This window comes from Nitrosospira multiformis, assembly GCF_003050865.1.
GTDB lineage: Bacteria > Pseudomonadota > Gammaproteobacteria > Burkholderiales > Nitrosomonadaceae > Nitrosospira > Nitrosospira multiformis_E.
This window is the reverse complement of record NZ_QAOK01000001.1, coordinates 232,431-249,666: the sequence shown is the minus strand read 5'-3', so window position 1 is coordinate 249,666 and position 17,236 is coordinate 232,431. Positions and strand designations below refer to the sequence as shown.

Genomic DNA, 17,236 nt, shown 5'->3' with positions numbered 1-17,236 from the left:
ATATAAATCCTGGTCATGAGATCTCGATCTCGTTTTTTGATACTCCAGTGCAATTTGAAATCTGAAATGAAAATAAATTCCCCTGAGTACAACGATCGGGGGAGAGGATGGGAACGTCTCATGCATTCTTTTCCTTTCCGGGCCTGTAAACGACAACGCGATCGGCAGTGGTAACAATTGCGCCATCGGGCATTTCATCAAGAACAAGCTTGCCAAAATCTGTTGGTATTACCTTCGGTTCCATTCAGAAAATAGGAAAGACTCCGAAATTGGAGATGTTAATAGCCGAAGTTACAGCGTCTGAAACACTTACTTTGGAGCTGTTAATCGTTCGCTGGCTTTCGATCTCAGCAGATTGGCTGACACTTACATCATGGCCTTTGGCGTTAAAAGAGGTAAAGCTATTTGCACCTGTAAGATTTTACAGGTGCAAAAGTACTCATTCTGTAGTCTCATATGTTTATTAACTCACATGAATACAGCAAGTATTTCTTCAAAAAAGCTGGCGGTGATAACTAGACATGCTGTTTCCAGCAATGCAGGGCCGATAGTGAAAGCGGAATAATTCAATGTAACCTGGTTTTCGAGTTTTCTCGGCTTGTCACCCAGGTACCCCCGATAGAAGGGCGGACAATACCGAAAATTCAACTCTTGGGTGCGGACTATGGCTGCTCCGAAGAGCTAACCTGGCTTTGTCTGTCTTGGCATCTTATTCCTTTACTCCCACTCGGTGAGAAGATGGTGCTAGCTGAGGCGCTCCATCACCATAACAATTTATATCAATCATGAAGTTTGATACCACAGTAAGGGCCGGAAATCATTATTTGGTTTTTTTCCTGGATGATCAGCGGTACTCCTTGCATTTGCCTGCGGTGGAGAGTGTCGCACGCATGGTTTATATAACGCCGCTACCCGGGGCGCCGGAAATTGTGCTCGGCGTAGTTAATCTTCGCGGCAAAGTTGTCCCTATTATGAACATCCGTCAACGGTTTGATCTCCCAAAGCGTGAAATTTTGCTGACTGACTGGCTGATTTTCGCCCATACGACGACCCGTCTTGTGGGGCTGGCGGTAAATTCAGTGATGGGAGTTGCGGAATGTCTGGAACAATGTGTGGTTCCAATAGATGAATTCTTTCCTCCCCTCAAGTACTTAAGGGGAGTCATCAAATTTCAGGATGGATTGATCCTTATCCAGAATCTTGGCGAATTGCTTTCATTAGAAGAAGAAAAGTCCTTGGATTTGGCACTTAGTACCTCATAGGGCATGCAAATCACCCTTCCTTATGTGCTGGTCTCGCAGCTAAGTGATTTAATAGCGATGAAGATGGGCTTGTATTATCCGCAAAAGCGTTGGGGTGACCTCGAGCGCGCAATTGCGGCTGCCGCACCGGAGCTTGACATGCCGGACACCGAAACAGCTGCCCGTTACCTCCTTTCCACTTCCCTGACCCGCAGACAGATCGACATACTTGCTTGCCGCCTTACTGTCGGGGAGACCTACTTCTTCCGGGAGCAGAAATGCCTGGACGTACTTGAACAAGGTATTCTTCCGGAACTGATACGGAAATGCAAAGAAAACAATCGCCAACTGCGCATTTGGAGTGCGGGCTGTTGCACGGGCGAAGAACCCTATTCGATTGCCATACTCCTTGATCGATTGTTCAAGAAGCATGAGGAGGAATGGAATGCGACAATCCTTGCAACAGACATCAATCCGGTATTCCTGGATCGAGCAGCCGAGGGCTTATATAGGGAGTGGGCTTTTCGGGCGACCCCGGGTTGGATTAAAGAGCGTTACTTTAAACGGAAAAAAAACGGCCTATTCGAGATAGGGCCGCATATCCGTAAAAGAGTAACGTTCTCCAATCTAAATCTGGCCGAGGATGTGTATGCATCGCAGGCCAATGGCACCCGCGCCGTGGACGTCATCTTCTGCCGAAATGTCCTGATGTATTTCAGCTCCCAGGCAGTTAAAAGGATTGGACAGGGCTTTCATCGATCTCTAGTCGACCATGGATGGCTCATTGTGAGTCCGGTGGAAATGTCTAGCGAGTCGTTTCCGCAATTCCGACTTCATACCGTTTCCGGAACTGGCCTCTATCAGAAGATTGACAGTCACGACGTGCATGGAAATGGCAATTACTTCTCCTTTGGTCCGTCATCGGATGCTTTATACAAGGCAGCTTCGGCGCCGCCCTCCAGTCTGCAGGGCTGGGAAACGCCCCTTTCGCTCGAAAGCATGGAACCGCAAATATTGCCGGTGGCATCAAGCCCCTTCACTCAACTAACAAGTGCGCAAGATGTTGCAAACCAATCAGCGAATCAAGAGCGGTCCAATACGCTTTATCACGAAGCTCGTCGCTATGCCGATCGAGGCGACCTCACCAAGGCTGTAAAGCAGTGTAAGGAAGCAATTGCCGCTAACAAACTGAACCCTGCGGCTTACTATCTCCTGGCAACGATTCACCAGGAGCTGGGGCAGGCCAAGGAAGCAATGCGGTGCCTGATGAATACGCTATATCTTGATCCTGGTCTTGTGCTTGCCCATTTTGCCTTGGGTAGCCTCTGCCTGACGCAGGGCAAAAGCCAGGAAGCAGAACGTCATTTTGACAATGCACTATCGCTGTTGAATGGATATTCATCCAACGACATTCTCCCGGACTCAGGCGGCCTGACCGCCGGCAATCTCACTCATTTCATTACCTCTATAAGAATATGCGATTCACTCAATCATCAGGAAATAAAGAGTAGAGCATCACATGATAACTAGAACCTTAGGGTTTCAAAAAAGGAAAGCGGTTTCCGGAAATTCTCTCGAGCTCGAGCAGAACCAGAATTCTCCTCGTGCAACAGTGGACAGCACTTGGGTGCCTTCCAATGAAAAAATTCAGCAGATCTTGCAATTGAGGGCATTAGCCCTGGCTCAGGAATTACCGGCTCAAGAGGGACGGAATGAAGACATTGAAATCGTGGAATTTATTCTTGGTTGTGAACGCTACGCCCTCGAATCGTGCTATGTCACTCAGGTCGCCGAGGTTGAGGACATTACACCGCTGCCCTGCACCCCTGGCTTTATTCGCGGCATTGTTACCCTGCGCGGGGAGATTCTGCCGGTCATTGACCTGAAGAAGTTTTTCGAAGTGCCAGAGAAGGAGCTGCGTGGACGCAACAAAGTTATCGTACTGCAGGCGGGAAAAATGACGTTCGGCATTCTGGTGGACGAAGTCCTTGGCGCCCGGTCTATCTTGGCAATCGACATTCAGTCATCTTTACCCACTCCTATGGGCATTCGTAAGAAATACTTCAAGGGAATAACCTCTGAGCGACTAGTGGTTCTTGATGCGGAAAATCTTCTCATGGATGAAAGCATCGTTGTAGATGAGCAAGTAGCCGAGTAGAGAAGTATCGAAATGGGTGAAGACACTGAATTTAAATGACGAAACGAAGTTTTGAAAGGACAGCATGACCATCAGTGAAAAGATAATTGGAGGGTATTCCATCATACTGGCGCTCCTTGCACTCTCCACCGCTGTCGCATTCTATGCACTTGGCCAGACACAGGCGACGTACGATCATTTCCTTCGCGTAGACGAGCGGCTGATGGAGAGCGCGAATGAATTGCGGATTGCGGGACTTGCGCAACAAACCTATGTTCGGGGTATTTTGCTTTACCCGGAGCTGCAGAAGACCAACCAGGTGCTCCTGCAAGACAACGATCGCCAGTTCAAGCAAATCCTCGAAAAAATTCGACAGCTAATGAGTGGAAACAAGGGGGATAGCCTACTCAACGAGCTCGAATCCCTGCACCAACAATTGGAGGAGGCCCAGCAACAAGCCGTCCGGCTCTCGTTTGAGCAAAAACCCGAGGAAGCGCTCGCCTTCGTGATTAATACGTTCCGTCCGCTCAGCCTTGCATTTATAGATAAGGCCAAGCGTTTCTATGAGAAACAATCTGCAATTCTGGAAAGTAGAAAAACTGAAGCCATGGAGAAAGTGAGGTCTTATACCACTGCATTGGTGTCTGTTTCTTTATTTACTGTTTTAGTTGGACTAACAATCGGCATTCGCCTGAGCCGCATGATTACCGGACAGCTCCGGGAGAGCATCGCCCAACTTGCGTCGTCTTCAGCAGAGATTCTTTCCACCACTTCCCAGGTTGCCGCTGGCGCAGCCGAGACCGCAGCCGCAGTAAGCGAGACAACCGCCACCGTGGAAGAGGTCAAGCAAACCGCATTGACTACGAGCCAGAAAGCTAAATATGTATCAGACAGCGCGCAGAAAGCTTCCAATATCTCCGAGGCTGGACGCAAATCGGTGGAGGAGGCTATTAGTGGAATGAATCGGATCCAGGAGCAGATGGAATCCATAGCTGAGAGCATTATGCAGCTCTCCAAGCAGGGGCATGCCATCGCCGAGATCATTGCCACAGTCAACGACTTGGCTGAGCAATCCAATTTGTTGGCCGTGAATGCCGCTATTGAGGCGACCCGGGCTGGGGAACAAGGTAAGAGTTTTGGCGTAGTTGCTCGGGAGATAAGAAGCCTGGCGGAGCAATCCAGACAAGCCACTGCCCAGGTGCGAGGCATTCTGGGTGATATTCAGAAAGCGACTAATGCTGCGGTACTCGCCACTGAGCAGGGCAATAAAGCGGTAGAGGCGGGGGTCAGGCAATCCACCGAGACTGATGAAGCAATCCGCCTACTATCCACCAGCATCAGTGAGGCAGCGCAAGCAGCTACCCAAATTGCGGCATCAAGCAAGCAACAAATGGTCGGCATGGATCAGGTGGCGATGGCCATGACTAATATCCAGCAGGCGAGCGAACAGAACGTGGCAGGTACCAGGCAGGCAGAATCAGCGGCACAAGGCTTATATGAGATGGGGAATAAATTGAGTGTCCTCGTAGGCAGCAAGAAAGACCGTTTCGTAGAGGAAGCGGGAAAAGTCCATGCCTGACAAAAGGGATGTGCTTTTGGAAAGGCTCCTTGCAATGTTTCGCATCGAGGCAGAGGCCCACCTGAAGGATATATCGTCGGGACTGCTCGCCCTGGAGGGAAAATCTGTAGATACGCCGGCGTTCGATATCATTGAGAACATGTTGCGGTGCGCACACAGTCTCAAAGGTGCAGCACGAGCAGTCAATTTTACCCAAGTCGAGGAGACCTGCCGTTCTCTGGAAAATATATTCTCCGCACTGAAAGATAAAAGCCTTGCCGTATCGTCATCGCTCATCGATCGGCTGCTTGGGACGGTCGATGCCCTAGGGACGCTCGTTTCAGGAGAGGGCAGCATGGCTGAACGGCAAAAGCCGTTGTTGACTACAATAACCCGACAGCTCGATGAAACGCTGAAAAGTCCCATAAAAGAAGGTCGTACGGGCTCCTCATTATCGCAGGCTGTATCACCTTTATCTTTGCTTCCCCCTGATGAATCATCCGCAACCCGTGCTGACGTAAGTGCATATTTGCGGACCTCTACTCCAAGCCATGCATCTGCAACAATCAGAGTGCCTACCGTAAAACTCGAAAAGGTTCTGCGTCAGGTTGAGGAATTGTTGCTGCCCTGCCTGACAGCGCGACAACGGGCCAAGGAGCTAGGCGAAATCACCACGGCACTTGCCGCATGGAAGAAGCAGCGCCTGCAAATCCAGTCGGCAGTCCGCATTATTGATCGGGAGTTGACATCCAGCCTCAAGGATAGCCCCTTCCGAGGACAACATGGGCTCCCGAAGCTGCTCAAATACCTGGATGGGGAGCCGCTTCAAATGAAAGCGCTTGAGGAGCGGCTAGTAAGATTGCAGCGGACTATCGAACAAGACCAACGCGCACTTGCTGGCATGACCGATTGTCTGATTCAGGACGTCAAAGAAATGCAATTACTGCCTTTCTCGACGCTGTTGGATATTCTGCCCCGATTCTCCCGCGAGCTGGCCCGCGAACAGGGCAAGAGCCTGGAGCTGGTGGTGAGTGGCGGCGAGGTGGAAATTGATCGGCATGTTTTGGAAGAGATGAAAGACCCTTTGGTCCATCTGGTGCGTAATTGCATCGATCACGGTATTGAGCAGCCGGCAGCCCGGTTAGCTAGAGGTAAGCCTTCGTCGGGAAGAATCACCTTCGCGTGCTCGCAAAGCGATAGCGGTAAGGCTGAGATATGTGTAGCCGATGATGGGGCCGGAATCAATGTCGGTAAATTGAAAGCTGCCGCTCACAAGCTTGGCGTAATGTCTGAGGAGGAGATGGAGCAACTGGGTGAGTCGGAATTGCTTGCGCTTATTTTTAGATCTGGTGTGACCACCAGTCCCCTCATCACCGATATCTCTGGACGCGGCCTGGGACTCGCGATTGTACGTGAAAAGGTTGAAGCTTTAGGCGGCAGCATCAAGGTCAAATCAAGTACTGATACCGGAACTGCTTTCCATATCTTACTGCCGTTAACGCTAACAAATACTTGGGGAGTTCTGGTTCATGCCGGAGGACAGCTTTTTGTTATTCCTTCAAGCAGCGTTGAGCGAGTAGTCCGAATCGCCAAAAACGAAATTCAGACAGTGAAAAATCGAGAAACCATTCTGGTAGATGAACAACCTGTTTCTCTGGTCAGGTTGAGTGACATACTGGAACTGGCTCTCAATTCGGCAGAAATGGAACCCACGCACTATTTGCGAGGGATCGTTCTCAGTTCAGGTCTTGGTCGTGTTGCATTTCTCGTGGAAGAAGTTCTCGGGGAGCAAGAGATAGTAATAAAAGCACTCCTTCGGCCACTGAAGCGGGTAAGAAACGTCGCAGGTGTATGCATGCTGGGAACCGGGCGAGTGGTTCCGGTGCTTAACGTACCTGATCTGTTGAAATCGGCTGTGAAAGCATCCTCGGCTACATTCATCTCTACTCAGGACTCATCGGCTGAGAAGCAGGGAGCATCAAGCAAGCACTCTATTTTAGTGGTGGACGATTCCATCACTGCTCGGACGCTGCTTAAACATATCCTGGAATCGGCAGGTTATCGTGTGACTACAGCTGTGGATGGAGTGGAGGGCTATACCGCCCTTAAAACGGGCGCCTACAGCTTGGTAGTCTCTGATGTTGAAATGCCGCGAATGGACGGCTTTGCCCTGACAGCCAGGATACGTGCTGATAAGCAGTTGGTGGCGCTGCCGGTGGTATTGGTAACGGCATTGGATTCACGTGATCACCGGGAGCGAGGCATCGATGTGGGAGCGAATGCATATATCGTGAAGAGTCGCTTTGACCAAAGCAACTTGCTGGAGGCGACTCGACGCCTGATCAGCATCAGCAGCATTAATCCGTGAGTTCTCTCCCATGATAAACGTCCTGGTAGTGGAAGATTCACCGGTAGTGCGAGAGTTCCTCATTTACATACTCAATTCCGATCCTGATATCACTGTTATTGCGACCGCCGGCGACGGAGAAGAAGCAATCGATGCCTTGCGCAACCATCGGCCTGACGTAATCACGATGGATATTCACATGCCGAAGCTGAATGGAGTGGCGGCCACACAGCTGATCATGGAGACACAGCCGACTCCCATTGTCATCGTGAGCGGCAGTACGGATCCGGCAGAGGTTGGGATCACATTTGATGCGATCGATGCAGGGGCATTGGCAGTGCTCCCGCGGCCGGCAGGCATCGGTCATCCGGATCACGAGGCGACAGCTCGGAAGATGATAGAGGTCGTAAAACTGATGGCAGAAGTAAAGGTAGTTCGTCGTTGGGCGCGCATGCGAGGAGCTTCTCCGGCCTCCCTTTCTGTACGTGCCCCCCTGCTTAACCGTGTGGCGCAAACAAGAATTGTCGTTGTAGGTGCTTCAACGGGCGGCCCGCCTGCACTAGAGGCGATTCTTTCGTCACTCCCGAAGCATTTTCCTGTGCCTATTCTAATCGTTCAGCATATGACCGCGGGATTCATGGAAGGATTTGTCCAATGGCTAAAGAACTCATCCAATCTCCCCGTTCATATTGCAAGGCAGGGTGAGTTGCCCCTGCCAGGGCATGTTTATATGGCACCCGATGAATACCAGATGAAGGTGGAGAACCGAGGGGAGATCGTTTTGACCAAAGATGAGCCAGAGTATGGATCAAGACCCTCAATTTCATATCTTTTTAGGTCGGTTGCCAGAGTCTACGGTCATGATGCCGTTGCTGGCCTATTGACGGGGATGGGCCGTGATGGTGCCGACGAGTTACGCCTTCTGAAGGAGAAAGGCGCGATTACTTTCGCACAAGACAAGGAAAGTTCGGTCGTCCACGGTATGGCGGGCGAGGCGATCAGGTTAGGTGTGGCGACCATGGTCTTGCCTCTGGAAAAGATTGCCGCAGCGCTAGCGAATATGGTGGCAGAACGAGGAGAAATTAAGCTTGGCGCATGATATTTCAATCCACGATGCCCGGAAAGTCGAGATTCTCATCGCAGAGGACAGTCCCACGCAAGCGGAAAAACTGAAGTATCTGCTGGAGGAAAACGGCTACAAAGTTACCACTGCAGGCGATGGCAAGCAGGCCCTCTCGAGGGCGCGGCAGCACAACCCGACATTGATTATCAGTGATGTGATGATGCCGGAAATGAATGGGTTTGCGCTATGCGGCGAAATCAAGCGGGACGCACAACTCAAGAAGATTCCAGTGATCCTGCTTACCTCGCTGGCGGATGTCAAGGATATCATCCAGGGATTGGAATCGGGGGCCGACAATTTTATCCGCAAGCCATATGACGACCGGTATCTTCTTGATCGCATCGAGTATCTGCTGATGAGCCATGAGCTGCGCAAGAGTCAGAAGATGCAAATGGGAATGCAGATTTATCTGGGCGGGCAAAAACATTTCATCACCAGTGAGCGGCAGCAGATCGTGGATCTATTGATTTCAGTTTATGAGGATGCGGTTCGCCTCAACGCTGAACTGAATACGCGACAACGTGAGCTGACGCACTCGAATCGCTTGCTCAATGGGCTGTATCGAATGGCGGAAGGCTTGAACCAGGCAGCAACCGAGCGCGAGGTCAGCGAAAAAGCGCTGGAGTACGCCATGATGTTGCCGGGAGTCCAGGCGGGATGGCTTTATTTATGGAATACCGACGGTCTGAGTTTGGCAGGCTCACGAAACGTACCCGCATCAGTAAGTGCTGATGGCTTGGACATATCATGCAATTGCCTGCGGCTTTTGCTCACCGGGGAGCTCGGCAATACTCCTAAAATTTTAAACTGCGAGCGCCTCTTCTCAAGCGGAGGCAATGGTTCTTGCCACCATATCACCATACCGATGTGGAGTGGCAGCAAGAACCAGGGCGTGATGAATCTCCTGGGCCTGGAACAGGATCAGTTCAGGGAGAATGAGTTGGATACATTCCACGGGATTGGCCAGCAGGTAAGTGTTGCGCTGGAGCGTGCCCGATTGCATGAACATATGGAAAAGTTGGTGGGGGAACGTACTGCGGCGTTAACAGCGGAGATCGCTCAGCGCAAGGAATATGAAGCGAGAGTAGTCCGGCTCAACCGCTTATACAGCGTGTTAAGTGGGATCAATACAGCCATTGTGCGTGTCCGTGAAATACAGGAGCTTTTCAATGAGGCATGCCGTATTGCAGTCGTTCACGGTGGATTCGCTTTCGCTTGGATCGGAATGCTGGGGGGAAATACGAGAATAATTACACCAGTGGCTAAGATGGGGCAAGGAAATGATGAGCTGTTCCAACTCAACCTATCTCTGATGAGTGCGCCGGAAGGAGCTCCACTGGTAGAGGATTTAATCACACATCTCAAGCCGTTCATTTGCAATGATCTCATTGCCGATAAGCGCATGGAGGGTTTGCATAACGCAGCGCTTGCTCACGATTATCTTTCCATGGCGATCTTGCCCTTGGTTCTCGATGGGCAACTCGTTGGCACTCTGACTCTCTATACTCCCGAGACAGGGTTTTTCGACGAGGAGGAAATTGCTTTGCTAATAGAAATGGCAGGCGATATTTCGTTTGCAATGGATCACCTGAAAAAAGAGGAGCGCATCAATTATCTGGCTTTCTTCGACGCTGTGACCGAGCTTCCGAACCGGGCATTATTTCTAGACCGGGTTAATCAGCGGATCAAGATGGTTTCTTCCGGGCACGAGATGCTTTCCGTAATTGTCCTGGACATCGAACGGTTCAGCAGTATTAATGAATCGTTCGGCCATGGAGCGGGCGACAGTCTACTCCGCCAACTTGCGAAGCGGCTGAAGCAACTGCTTTCAGAAGCAGACATTCTGGCCCATCTTTCCGCCGATTATTTTGCTATCGCCAGAAAACATGAAGAGGAAAGCATCGACATCGTCCATATGCTAGAGAAGCTTCTGTTCGAGGTTAAGAACGAGCCCTTTTTAATTAATGGACAGGAACTGTGGGTTTCCGCCAGGGTGGGAGCTTCGTTCTTTCCTAGCGACGGCCTGGATACTGATACGCTCTTGAGAAATGCTGAAACAGCGCTAAAGAAGGCCAAGCATTCTTCCGACAAGCATTTGTTTTATGCTCCCGAATTTCATGCACGGGTTAAAGAAAAACTGAAACTCGAGATCAAGCTGCGTCAGGCGTTGGAGCAGGAACAATTGGTGCTGTACTACCAACCCAAGGTTGATTTGAAGAGTGGACAAATAAGCGGGCTCGAGGCCCTGATGCGCTGGCACGATCCGGAAAGCGCTATGGTACTTTCACCACTGCACTTCATTCCCTTACTTGAAGAAACAGGAATGATTCTTGACGCAGGCCGCTGGGCGCTGAGCAAAGCGATATCGGATGCAAATAAATGGAAAGCCATGAGTTTAAATCCACCGAGAATTGCTATCAATGTTTCTCCCGTTCAGTTACGGCAGAAGGATTTTGTCGATATGGTGGCAAATGTGGTAAGCGACGCGGGAGATCAAGCTGCGTTCCAGCTTGAGATCACGGAAAGTGTAATCATGCACGATATCAAAGCCAATATCGAGAAGCTCAATCTCATCCAGGATATGGGTATCGAGCTTGCGATAGACGATTTCGGTACCGGTTATTCTTCGCTCAGTTATATCGCCAAATTGCCCGTCAATGTCCTGAAAATTGATCGCGCTTTCATCAGCGATATGAATATCAATCGAGACAGTCTCACCATTGTTTCCGGAATCATATCTCTGGCACATTCGTTGCATTTGCGTGTTGTTGCCGAGGGGGTGGAAACGATTGAGCAAGCCGAGCTTTTGCGAAGCCTCGAATGTGAGGAGATGCAGGGCTACCTCTTTAGTCCCGCCGTCACAGCGACCAAGATAATAGAGTTTCTACACCAGAAGAAATCTCTTTAAATGGATGATGACATCGGGTCTTTGCATTAGACCCGCTCTAACCCTTAAGCAGCAGTAGGAGATGGAGTTGTTTTCGCCTGGAATAATCCCGGCATAACCTTGATGAGAGCCAGGACGTCTTCCTCATCATCCAGCTTTATGCAAAAGCTGGAGAGAAACGAATTTGTTCTCTACTATCAGCCGCAGATGGATAGCGCGGGATTATAGGAGCCGAGGTGCTTGTGTGGCGGCAATATCCGCGGCGGCCTTTTGCTTGCCTCGGGGTTCATTCCCCAGGCCGAGGAAACGGGGCAGATTCTTCCTTTAGGGGATTCTGGCGTCCAGCGATTTTGCAACTTTGCTACAGATTCACACTCCGCCCCCCATCCACCGCAATGATCTGGCCGGTGATGTAAGGCGCATCTGAAATCAGGAAAGCAACGGTCCGGGCAATGTCATCCGGCTCACCCGTTCGTTTCAGCAGCGTCCTCCCAATGATGTGCTGGCGCGAAGCTTCATCTGCCCATTCGCCCGCTTCCGGCCACAGAATGGGGCCGGGTGAGATGCCATTTACCCGGACTTCCGGCGCAAGCTCCTGCGCCAGCGATCGGGTCAGTGAGGCAAGTCCACCCTTGGCGGCGTTGTATACCACGTAATTCTTGAGTGGCCATTCCGAATGAATATCCACGATATTGACGATGCAGCCGTGCTGTTTTCTTAATTCGGAGGCTGCCGCCTGGGATAGAAACAGGGGAGCTTTCAGGTTGCTTCCCATCAGATCGTCCCACATGTCAGCAGTGATTTCGCCTAATGGAGTTGGAAAAAAGCTGGAGGCATTGTTGACCAGCGCATCCAGCTTCCCGAATCGCTCTACGGTTTCAGCTACCAGTTGCGACAGGCGTGCAGTATCGAGCAGGTCGGCCTGAACCAGGGCGACTGAATTAGACCGTATCTGGTTCAGCTCGGCCTGCAGTGCCTGCGCCTCCTCAATCGAGCTTCTGTAATGCACGGCCAGATTTGCTCCCTGTGCGTGTAGGCGGCGGCAGGTGGCGGCGCCCACGCGCCTTGCTCCTCCTGTGACGAGTATCACTTTCCCTTGCATCGCTATCTCCTCTACACTTGCGGATTGATCGATTTTTCTTTTATTGCTGTCATGAAACTGGTTAGGGAATATCTCTGGATTCCCGCTTTCGCGGGAAAGACGACACTTCTGTTCGATGGCCGGTTCTATGTCAAAGCGTAGCATAGCGCCGATGCAGCCACAGCCTCCATTCCCTGCACCGAGCGAAGCAGCGCTCGAGCATAGCCGCGCACTGACAGAACTCATTCATGCGGAAATCAGTGCCGCTGGCGGGTGGATTTCATTCGAGCATTACATGAGGCTGGGGTTGTACGCACCGGGCAGGGGTTACTACAGTGGCGGTGCCGTAAAATTCGGCCAAGAAGGCGATTTCGTCACTGCACCCGAAATTTCCCCGCTGTTTGGCAGGACTGTGGCGCGCCAAGCCAGGCAGATACTTGAGTTGACGGGTGACGACAGCGGTATCCTCGAATTTGGCGCCGGGACAGGTAAGTTGGCGCTCGATCTGTTGGTTGAACTCGAAAAACTCGGCTGTCTGCCACAGCAGTATTTCATCCTCGAAGTGAGCGCGGAACTTCAGCAGCGTCAACGGCAGTTGCTTGAACAGTTCGCGCCGCATCTCGCCTCACGCGTTTTTTGGCTGAAGCATTTGCCGGAGCAATTCAACGGTCTGATACTGGCCAATGAGGTGCTCGACGCCATGCCGGTGCACCTGATCGCATGGCGGGGCGACGCATTATACGAGCGAGGTGTCTCCTCAGCCGGCAATGAGTTTATCTGGAGTGAACGCCCTCTTGCAGAAGGAGCACTTTTCGAAGCGGCGCGAGAATCGAGGGATCAAATTCTTTCCGGTGGTAATGAAGGTGAATATGTCAGTGAAATCTGCCTCGAGGCGCGGGGTTTCATTGCGAGTCTCGGCAAAATGCTGCAACGAGGGGCGATCCTGCTGATCGATTACGGATTCGGCCGGGATGAGTATTATCATCCTCAGCGCAGACAGGGAACATTGATGTGTCATTACCGCCACCACGCCCATGACAATCCATTTTACCTGCCAGGTCTGCAGGATATAACCAGCCATGTCGATTTCAGCGCCGTTGCCGATTCGGGCACCGAAGCGGGCCTGGAATTGCTGGGTTATACGACACAGGCACACTTTCTCATCAATTGCGGAATAACGGAAATTCTGGCGGAGACGCCTGCTGGGAACACAAGGGACTATTTGCCGTTGGCAAACCAGGTGCAGAAACTGGTGAGCCCGGCTGAAATGGGGGAGCTATTCAAGGTCATGGTCCTGGGAAAAGGGATTCACAGGAATCATCCACCTCCTGTCGGTTTCACGGGCGGCGACAAGAGCCGCCTGCTATAGAAGATTGGAGCGTGAGGAGCAGCTTCACATCACTCTCGGCTTTTCTTTTCATATGGCATGCTATGATTGGATAAGTCCGATAAAGAAATTGCATGCTTGAAACTGAGGGGGGAGAGTGATCCATGACGACCGTAAGGGAATTATTGGAGGGCAAAGGATACGAAGTTGCGAGCATCGAGCCGGATAAATCGGTATATGAGGCCATGCACTTGATGGCGGCGAAAAATATCGGCGCGTTGCTGGTGTTGCACAGGGGAAAACTGTCAGGCATTTTTACCGAGAGAGATTATTCCCGCAAGGCATACAGCCTGGATCGGCTCGCGAAAGATATCCAGGTGAAAGAACTCATGACCGCGCAGGTGGCGTATGTGAGCCCGGATTATTCCACCGAGGATTGCATGGCATTGGTGACTAAAACCCGAGTTCGCCACTTGCCCGTGCTGGAGGATGGTAAAGTCATGGGGATCATCTCCATCGGCGACCTGGTCAAGGATGCGATCTCGGGCCGCGAATTTATCATCGACCAGCTCGAGCGTTATATATACGGGACACGCGGCCCCGAATAAGCCATATTGTACTACTCCTTGATATTACCCCTCTGCGACCTCGATCCAGGGTCCAGTGATTACTCCGCTTCGATGAAACACTGTTCCCCATTCGATCGATAAGTACGATTTGGAGAGTACGCGTCCTGCTCTCCTGAAAATTTTGCTCTGGTCTGCGCCCTGCCATGAGGGGGGTGTGAGTGTCAGCACAAATCTTCTCTTCATCCTCCCACGTAAAATTTTTTTGAATTTGAACGGCTCTGACAAAAGCAGGTCTACTGTCCATGAAGCCGGTTGACCTTCCTTCCGATTTTTCTTCGGATCCATTACTGCGATTGCGCCGCGAAATAAGCGACGAAGCCAGCCAGTGCGTCGCGTGCGGCCTCTGCGTGCCGCATTGTCCCAGTTATCGTGTCACGTTGTCCGAGGCTGACTCGCCGCGTGGGCGCATTGCATTGATGAGTGGAGTGGCCGCCGGATGCATTCCAATGAATGCACGTTTCGCATTGCACATGGACCGTTGCCTTACCTGCCGTGCCTGCGAAGCTGTCTGCCCCAATCACGTACGTTTTGGTCAGTTGATAGACGATGCCCGGGAGATGATTTCGTCGCCACCGCTCGAGGTCCGGAGGAACAATCCGGGAGTCCGGGTATCCCGATTTCGGAAATGGGTGGAGCGTGAACTGATCGCACAGCCCTCGCGTATCGATGCATTGCGGCCGCTTCTGCGTTTTTATCAGCGAAGCGGTTTGCAGGAATGGGTGCGCAAATCCGGTTTGCTGGGCAAGACGAAACTCGCCTTGCTGGAAGCCCAGGTTCCGTTTATCGACAAGCCTCGTTCTTCATCATGGTCGCCTGTTTATCCTGCTGTCGGCAAGCCGCGAGGGGAGGTCGGGCTGTTCCTGGGTTGCGTCGCGCGCGTGGCGGATGTAACCACATTGGACGCGACCCTGTTCGTACTCAACCAACTGGGTTATACCGTGCATGTGCCCTCCGCGCAGACTTGCTGTGGAGCGCTTCACCGGCACAGGGGCGACGCGGATGCGGCGGAGCAACTGGAACGTCAGAACGTACAGGCGTTCGCTGGGTTGGACGCTGGATTGGATTTAGGCGCGATTATCACTACGGCATCCGGTTGCGGTGCACAGTTGTCCGAATATTCCTCTTTTCCTGATTGGCAGCGCACGACAAGGGCACCAGCGGTAGGCCCGCAAACAGGAAGCGAGACTACCAAGCGATCGCCGCCGAAGTTCCTGGATATCAGTGAATTCCTCGCGGGGGCGGAAGGATGGGAAGATGTCAGGCTCCAGCCCTTGCCGTACAAAATCCTGGTACATGAGCCTTGCACCTTGCGCAATGTATTACGCGCGTCGGCATACGCCTATAAACTGCTGGAGCGCATCCCGCAAGCGCAAGTAGTACCTCTTGCCGGGAATGATCAATGCTGCGGCGCTGCAGGAACCTATTTCCTGGATCAGACGGAGATATCGGCGGCACTGCTCGAGGACAAAGTGACGGCCTTGAAAGCAGGGCAGGCATGTTACCTTGCGACCTCCAATGTGGGCTGCGCACTGCATATCGCTACCGGCTTGCGACAGGCAGGATTGGGAATCGAAGTCATTCACCCGGTCACGTTAATAGCAAGGCAAATGGGTATGCAATCTCTGAAATAGCTTTCTCGTTCGATTCAGCGAAGCTGGGGGCGTAGGCGTGTTCAGGGTTTAATTTTCCCTGCCCGTGGTAAAAGTCCTGGAAGTGCTTGGCTCTGCTACCGCTGAGCATCTGAGACCTTACTTCTTCCAGGCTCATCATCCGGGATTCCTTATTGCATCACGGCAGACCATTCCTGTAACTGGTCAACCGTAGTGCTGATACCACCACACACGATAATCAATATTTTTTTGTATCCGGACAAAGCTGGAACCCTTTCATAGACCGTCGCCAGCGCTACGCCGCAAGCGGGCTCAACCACTGCATGATGATCGTGCAGGAATTGCATGCACCCAGAGACGGCAAGCTTGTCCGGTAATACGACGCTCTCAATGCGATGTTTTCTCGAATATTCCAGGGCCTGCCTGCAAACCGCACTTGCCCCTAATGTTGTCGCAATGCTCGATATCCTGGGCAGCTCCACCAGCGCTCCTGCGCTGAGTGCCTGAGCAAAGGAGTCCGCGCCTTTGGTTTCGACGGCGATTATGGGCACATCCTGCCACTCATTCCGATTCAGTCCCTCTATAACGCCGCACAGAAGGCCACCTCCACCGACGGACAGGACGATCACGTCGGGTTTTGGTCCTGTATCGACTACTTCATCAATGATGCTGGCATGACCCGTCCAGATGAGCGGATCATCAAAGGGGTGCAGAAAAGCGTCCTCGGGTTGCACGAGCGATAGTGCAAAAGCATTCGCCTCACTGAGAGATTTCCCCTGGATTACCACTTCTGCTCCCTCTCGCACCATCAGTTCCCGGGCGCGCTTTGAAGCGGTTTCCGGCACGACGATAATCACGGGCACGGACAGATTACGTCCGGCAAAGGCAACCGCAAGGCCCGCATTTCCGCCAGATGATGAAATGAAGCGTCTTGCCCCGCGTCGGAAATATTCTTCACACGCATACCCGATTCCCCGGGCTTTAAAAGAGCCGGAGGGCTGAGCGATTTCCATTTTCAGCCACACTGAATGTCCGATTCTATCGCTTAAAGGGCGCGATTCGATTAATGGTGTTTGGATATGTAGAGTCATTTATACGATCTTCGGTCGAGCTGAACCATGAGAATACATCATAAACGGTCTTTCAGACCAAAGCTGAAGACTTTGTTGATTGGAGAATTGGCGGTAGTGAATTTGAAAAAAGCATGGCGAGTGGAACCAGGGGTTGAGAATATCCGAAGTCACTCACCTTGCCACGTTAACAACAGGGCGAATGGGTATACAATTGCAGAAATGG

13 protein-coding genes are annotated in these 17,236 nt (G+C 51.8%); 10 read left to right on the top strand and 3 right to left on the bottom strand.

Features of this window, described 5'->3' with window-relative positions:
- Nucleotides 1–118 precede the first annotated feature (118 nt).
- Nucleotides 119–244: a hypothetical protein gene (locus C8R21_RS16295; protein WP_258192182.1), complete on the bottom strand. Its 126-nt coding sequence runs from the start codon at nucleotides 242–244 to the stop codon at nucleotides 119–121.
- A gap of 541 nt (nucleotides 245–785) precedes the next feature.
- Here C8R21_RS16295 and C8R21_RS01065 point away from each other — a divergent pair.
- The 7 genes from C8R21_RS01065 to C8R21_RS01035 all read left to right on the top strand — a co-directional run bounded on the left by C8R21_RS01065 (nucleotide 786) and on the right by C8R21_RS01035 (nucleotide 11,314).
- The gene (locus C8R21_RS01065; RefSeq protein WP_107761034.1) at nucleotides 786–1,262 is read left to right on the top strand and encodes a chemotaxis protein CheW; all 477 of its coding nucleotides are present in this window, start codon (nucleotides 786–788) and stop codon (nucleotides 1,260–1,262) included.
- 3 nt (nucleotides 1,263–1,265) lie between these two features.
- The gene (locus tag C8R21_RS01060) at nucleotides 1,266–2,771 is read left to right on the top strand and encodes a CheR family methyltransferase (protein ID WP_107761033.1); all 1,506 of its coding nucleotides are present in this window, start codon (nucleotides 1,266–1,268) and stop codon (nucleotides 2,769–2,771) included.
- Nucleotides 2,772–2,868: 97 nt separating this feature from the next.
- Nucleotides 2,869–3,399, top strand: a complete 531-nt coding sequence (locus C8R21_RS01055; protein WP_258192181.1) for a chemotaxis protein CheW — start codon at nucleotides 2,869–2,871, stop codon at nucleotides 3,397–3,399.
- Nucleotides 3,400–3,463: 64 nt separating this feature from the next.
- Entirely contained in the window at nucleotides 3,464–4,957 is a 1,494-nt protein-coding gene (locus tag C8R21_RS01050; RefSeq protein ID WP_107761031.1) for a HAMP domain-containing methyl-accepting chemotaxis protein, read from the top strand.
- Nucleotides 4,950–7,304 carry a hybrid sensor histidine kinase/response regulator gene (locus tag C8R21_RS01045; protein WP_107761030.1) on the top strand — a complete coding sequence of 785 codons (2,355 nt, stop codon included), beginning with the start codon at nucleotides 4,950–4,952 and terminating at the stop codon, nucleotides 7,302–7,304. Before C8R21_RS01050 ends, C8R21_RS01045 begins: the two co-directional genes overlap by 8 nt.
- 10 nt (nucleotides 7,305–7,314) lie before the next feature.
- On the top strand, nucleotides 7,315–8,382 hold the full coding sequence (gene cheB / locus C8R21_RS01040) for a chemotaxis-specific protein-glutamate methyltransferase CheB (RefSeq protein ID WP_107761029.1): 1,068 nt from the start codon (nucleotides 7,315–7,317) through the stop codon (nucleotides 8,380–8,382).
- Complete coding sequence (locus C8R21_RS01035; protein WP_107761028.1) at nucleotides 8,372–11,314, top strand: EAL domain-containing protein; 2,943 nt, start codon at nucleotides 8,372–8,374, stop codon at nucleotides 11,312–11,314. Before cheB ends, C8R21_RS01035 begins: the two co-directional genes overlap by 11 nt.
- 340 nt (nucleotides 11,315–11,654) lie before the next feature.
- Here C8R21_RS01035 and C8R21_RS01030 read toward each other — a convergent pair whose 3' ends face one another.
- Nucleotides 11,655–12,395: a pteridine reductase gene (locus C8R21_RS01030; protein ID WP_107761027.1), complete on the bottom strand. Its 741-nt coding sequence runs from the start codon at nucleotides 12,393–12,395 to the stop codon at nucleotides 11,655–11,657.
- Nucleotides 12,396–12,546: 151 nt separating this feature from the next.
- Between C8R21_RS01030 and C8R21_RS01025 the strand changes: the two genes are divergently transcribed.
- From C8R21_RS01025 to C8R21_RS01015, 3 genes are all read left to right on the top strand, one after another.
- A complete protein-coding gene (locus C8R21_RS01025) occupies nucleotides 12,547–13,743 on the top strand; it encodes a class I SAM-dependent methyltransferase (protein ID WP_258192180.1) in 1,197 nt (398 codons plus the stop codon).
- A gap of 122 nt (nucleotides 13,744–13,865) precedes the next feature.
- Nucleotides 13,866–14,309 (top strand): CBS domain-containing protein, encoded by a 444-nt coding sequence (locus C8R21_RS01020; protein WP_107761025.1) that lies wholly within the window; start codon nucleotides 13,866–13,868, stop codon nucleotides 14,307–14,309.
- 263 nt (nucleotides 14,310–14,572) lie between these two features.
- Nucleotides 14,573–15,961, top strand: coding sequence for a (Fe-S)-binding protein (locus C8R21_RS01015; RefSeq protein ID WP_107761024.1), 1,389 nt, complete (start codon nucleotides 14,573–14,575; stop codon nucleotides 15,959–15,961).
- A gap of 149 nt (nucleotides 15,962–16,110) precedes the next feature.
- Here C8R21_RS01015 and C8R21_RS01010 read toward each other — a convergent pair whose 3' ends face one another.
- Nucleotides 16,111–17,031 carry a pyridoxal-phosphate dependent enzyme gene (locus tag C8R21_RS01010; protein WP_107761023.1) on the bottom strand — a complete coding sequence of 307 codons (921 nt, stop codon included), beginning with the start codon at nucleotides 17,029–17,031 and terminating at the stop codon, nucleotides 16,111–16,113.
- Between the last annotated feature and the right edge of the window lie 205 nt (nucleotides 17,032–17,236).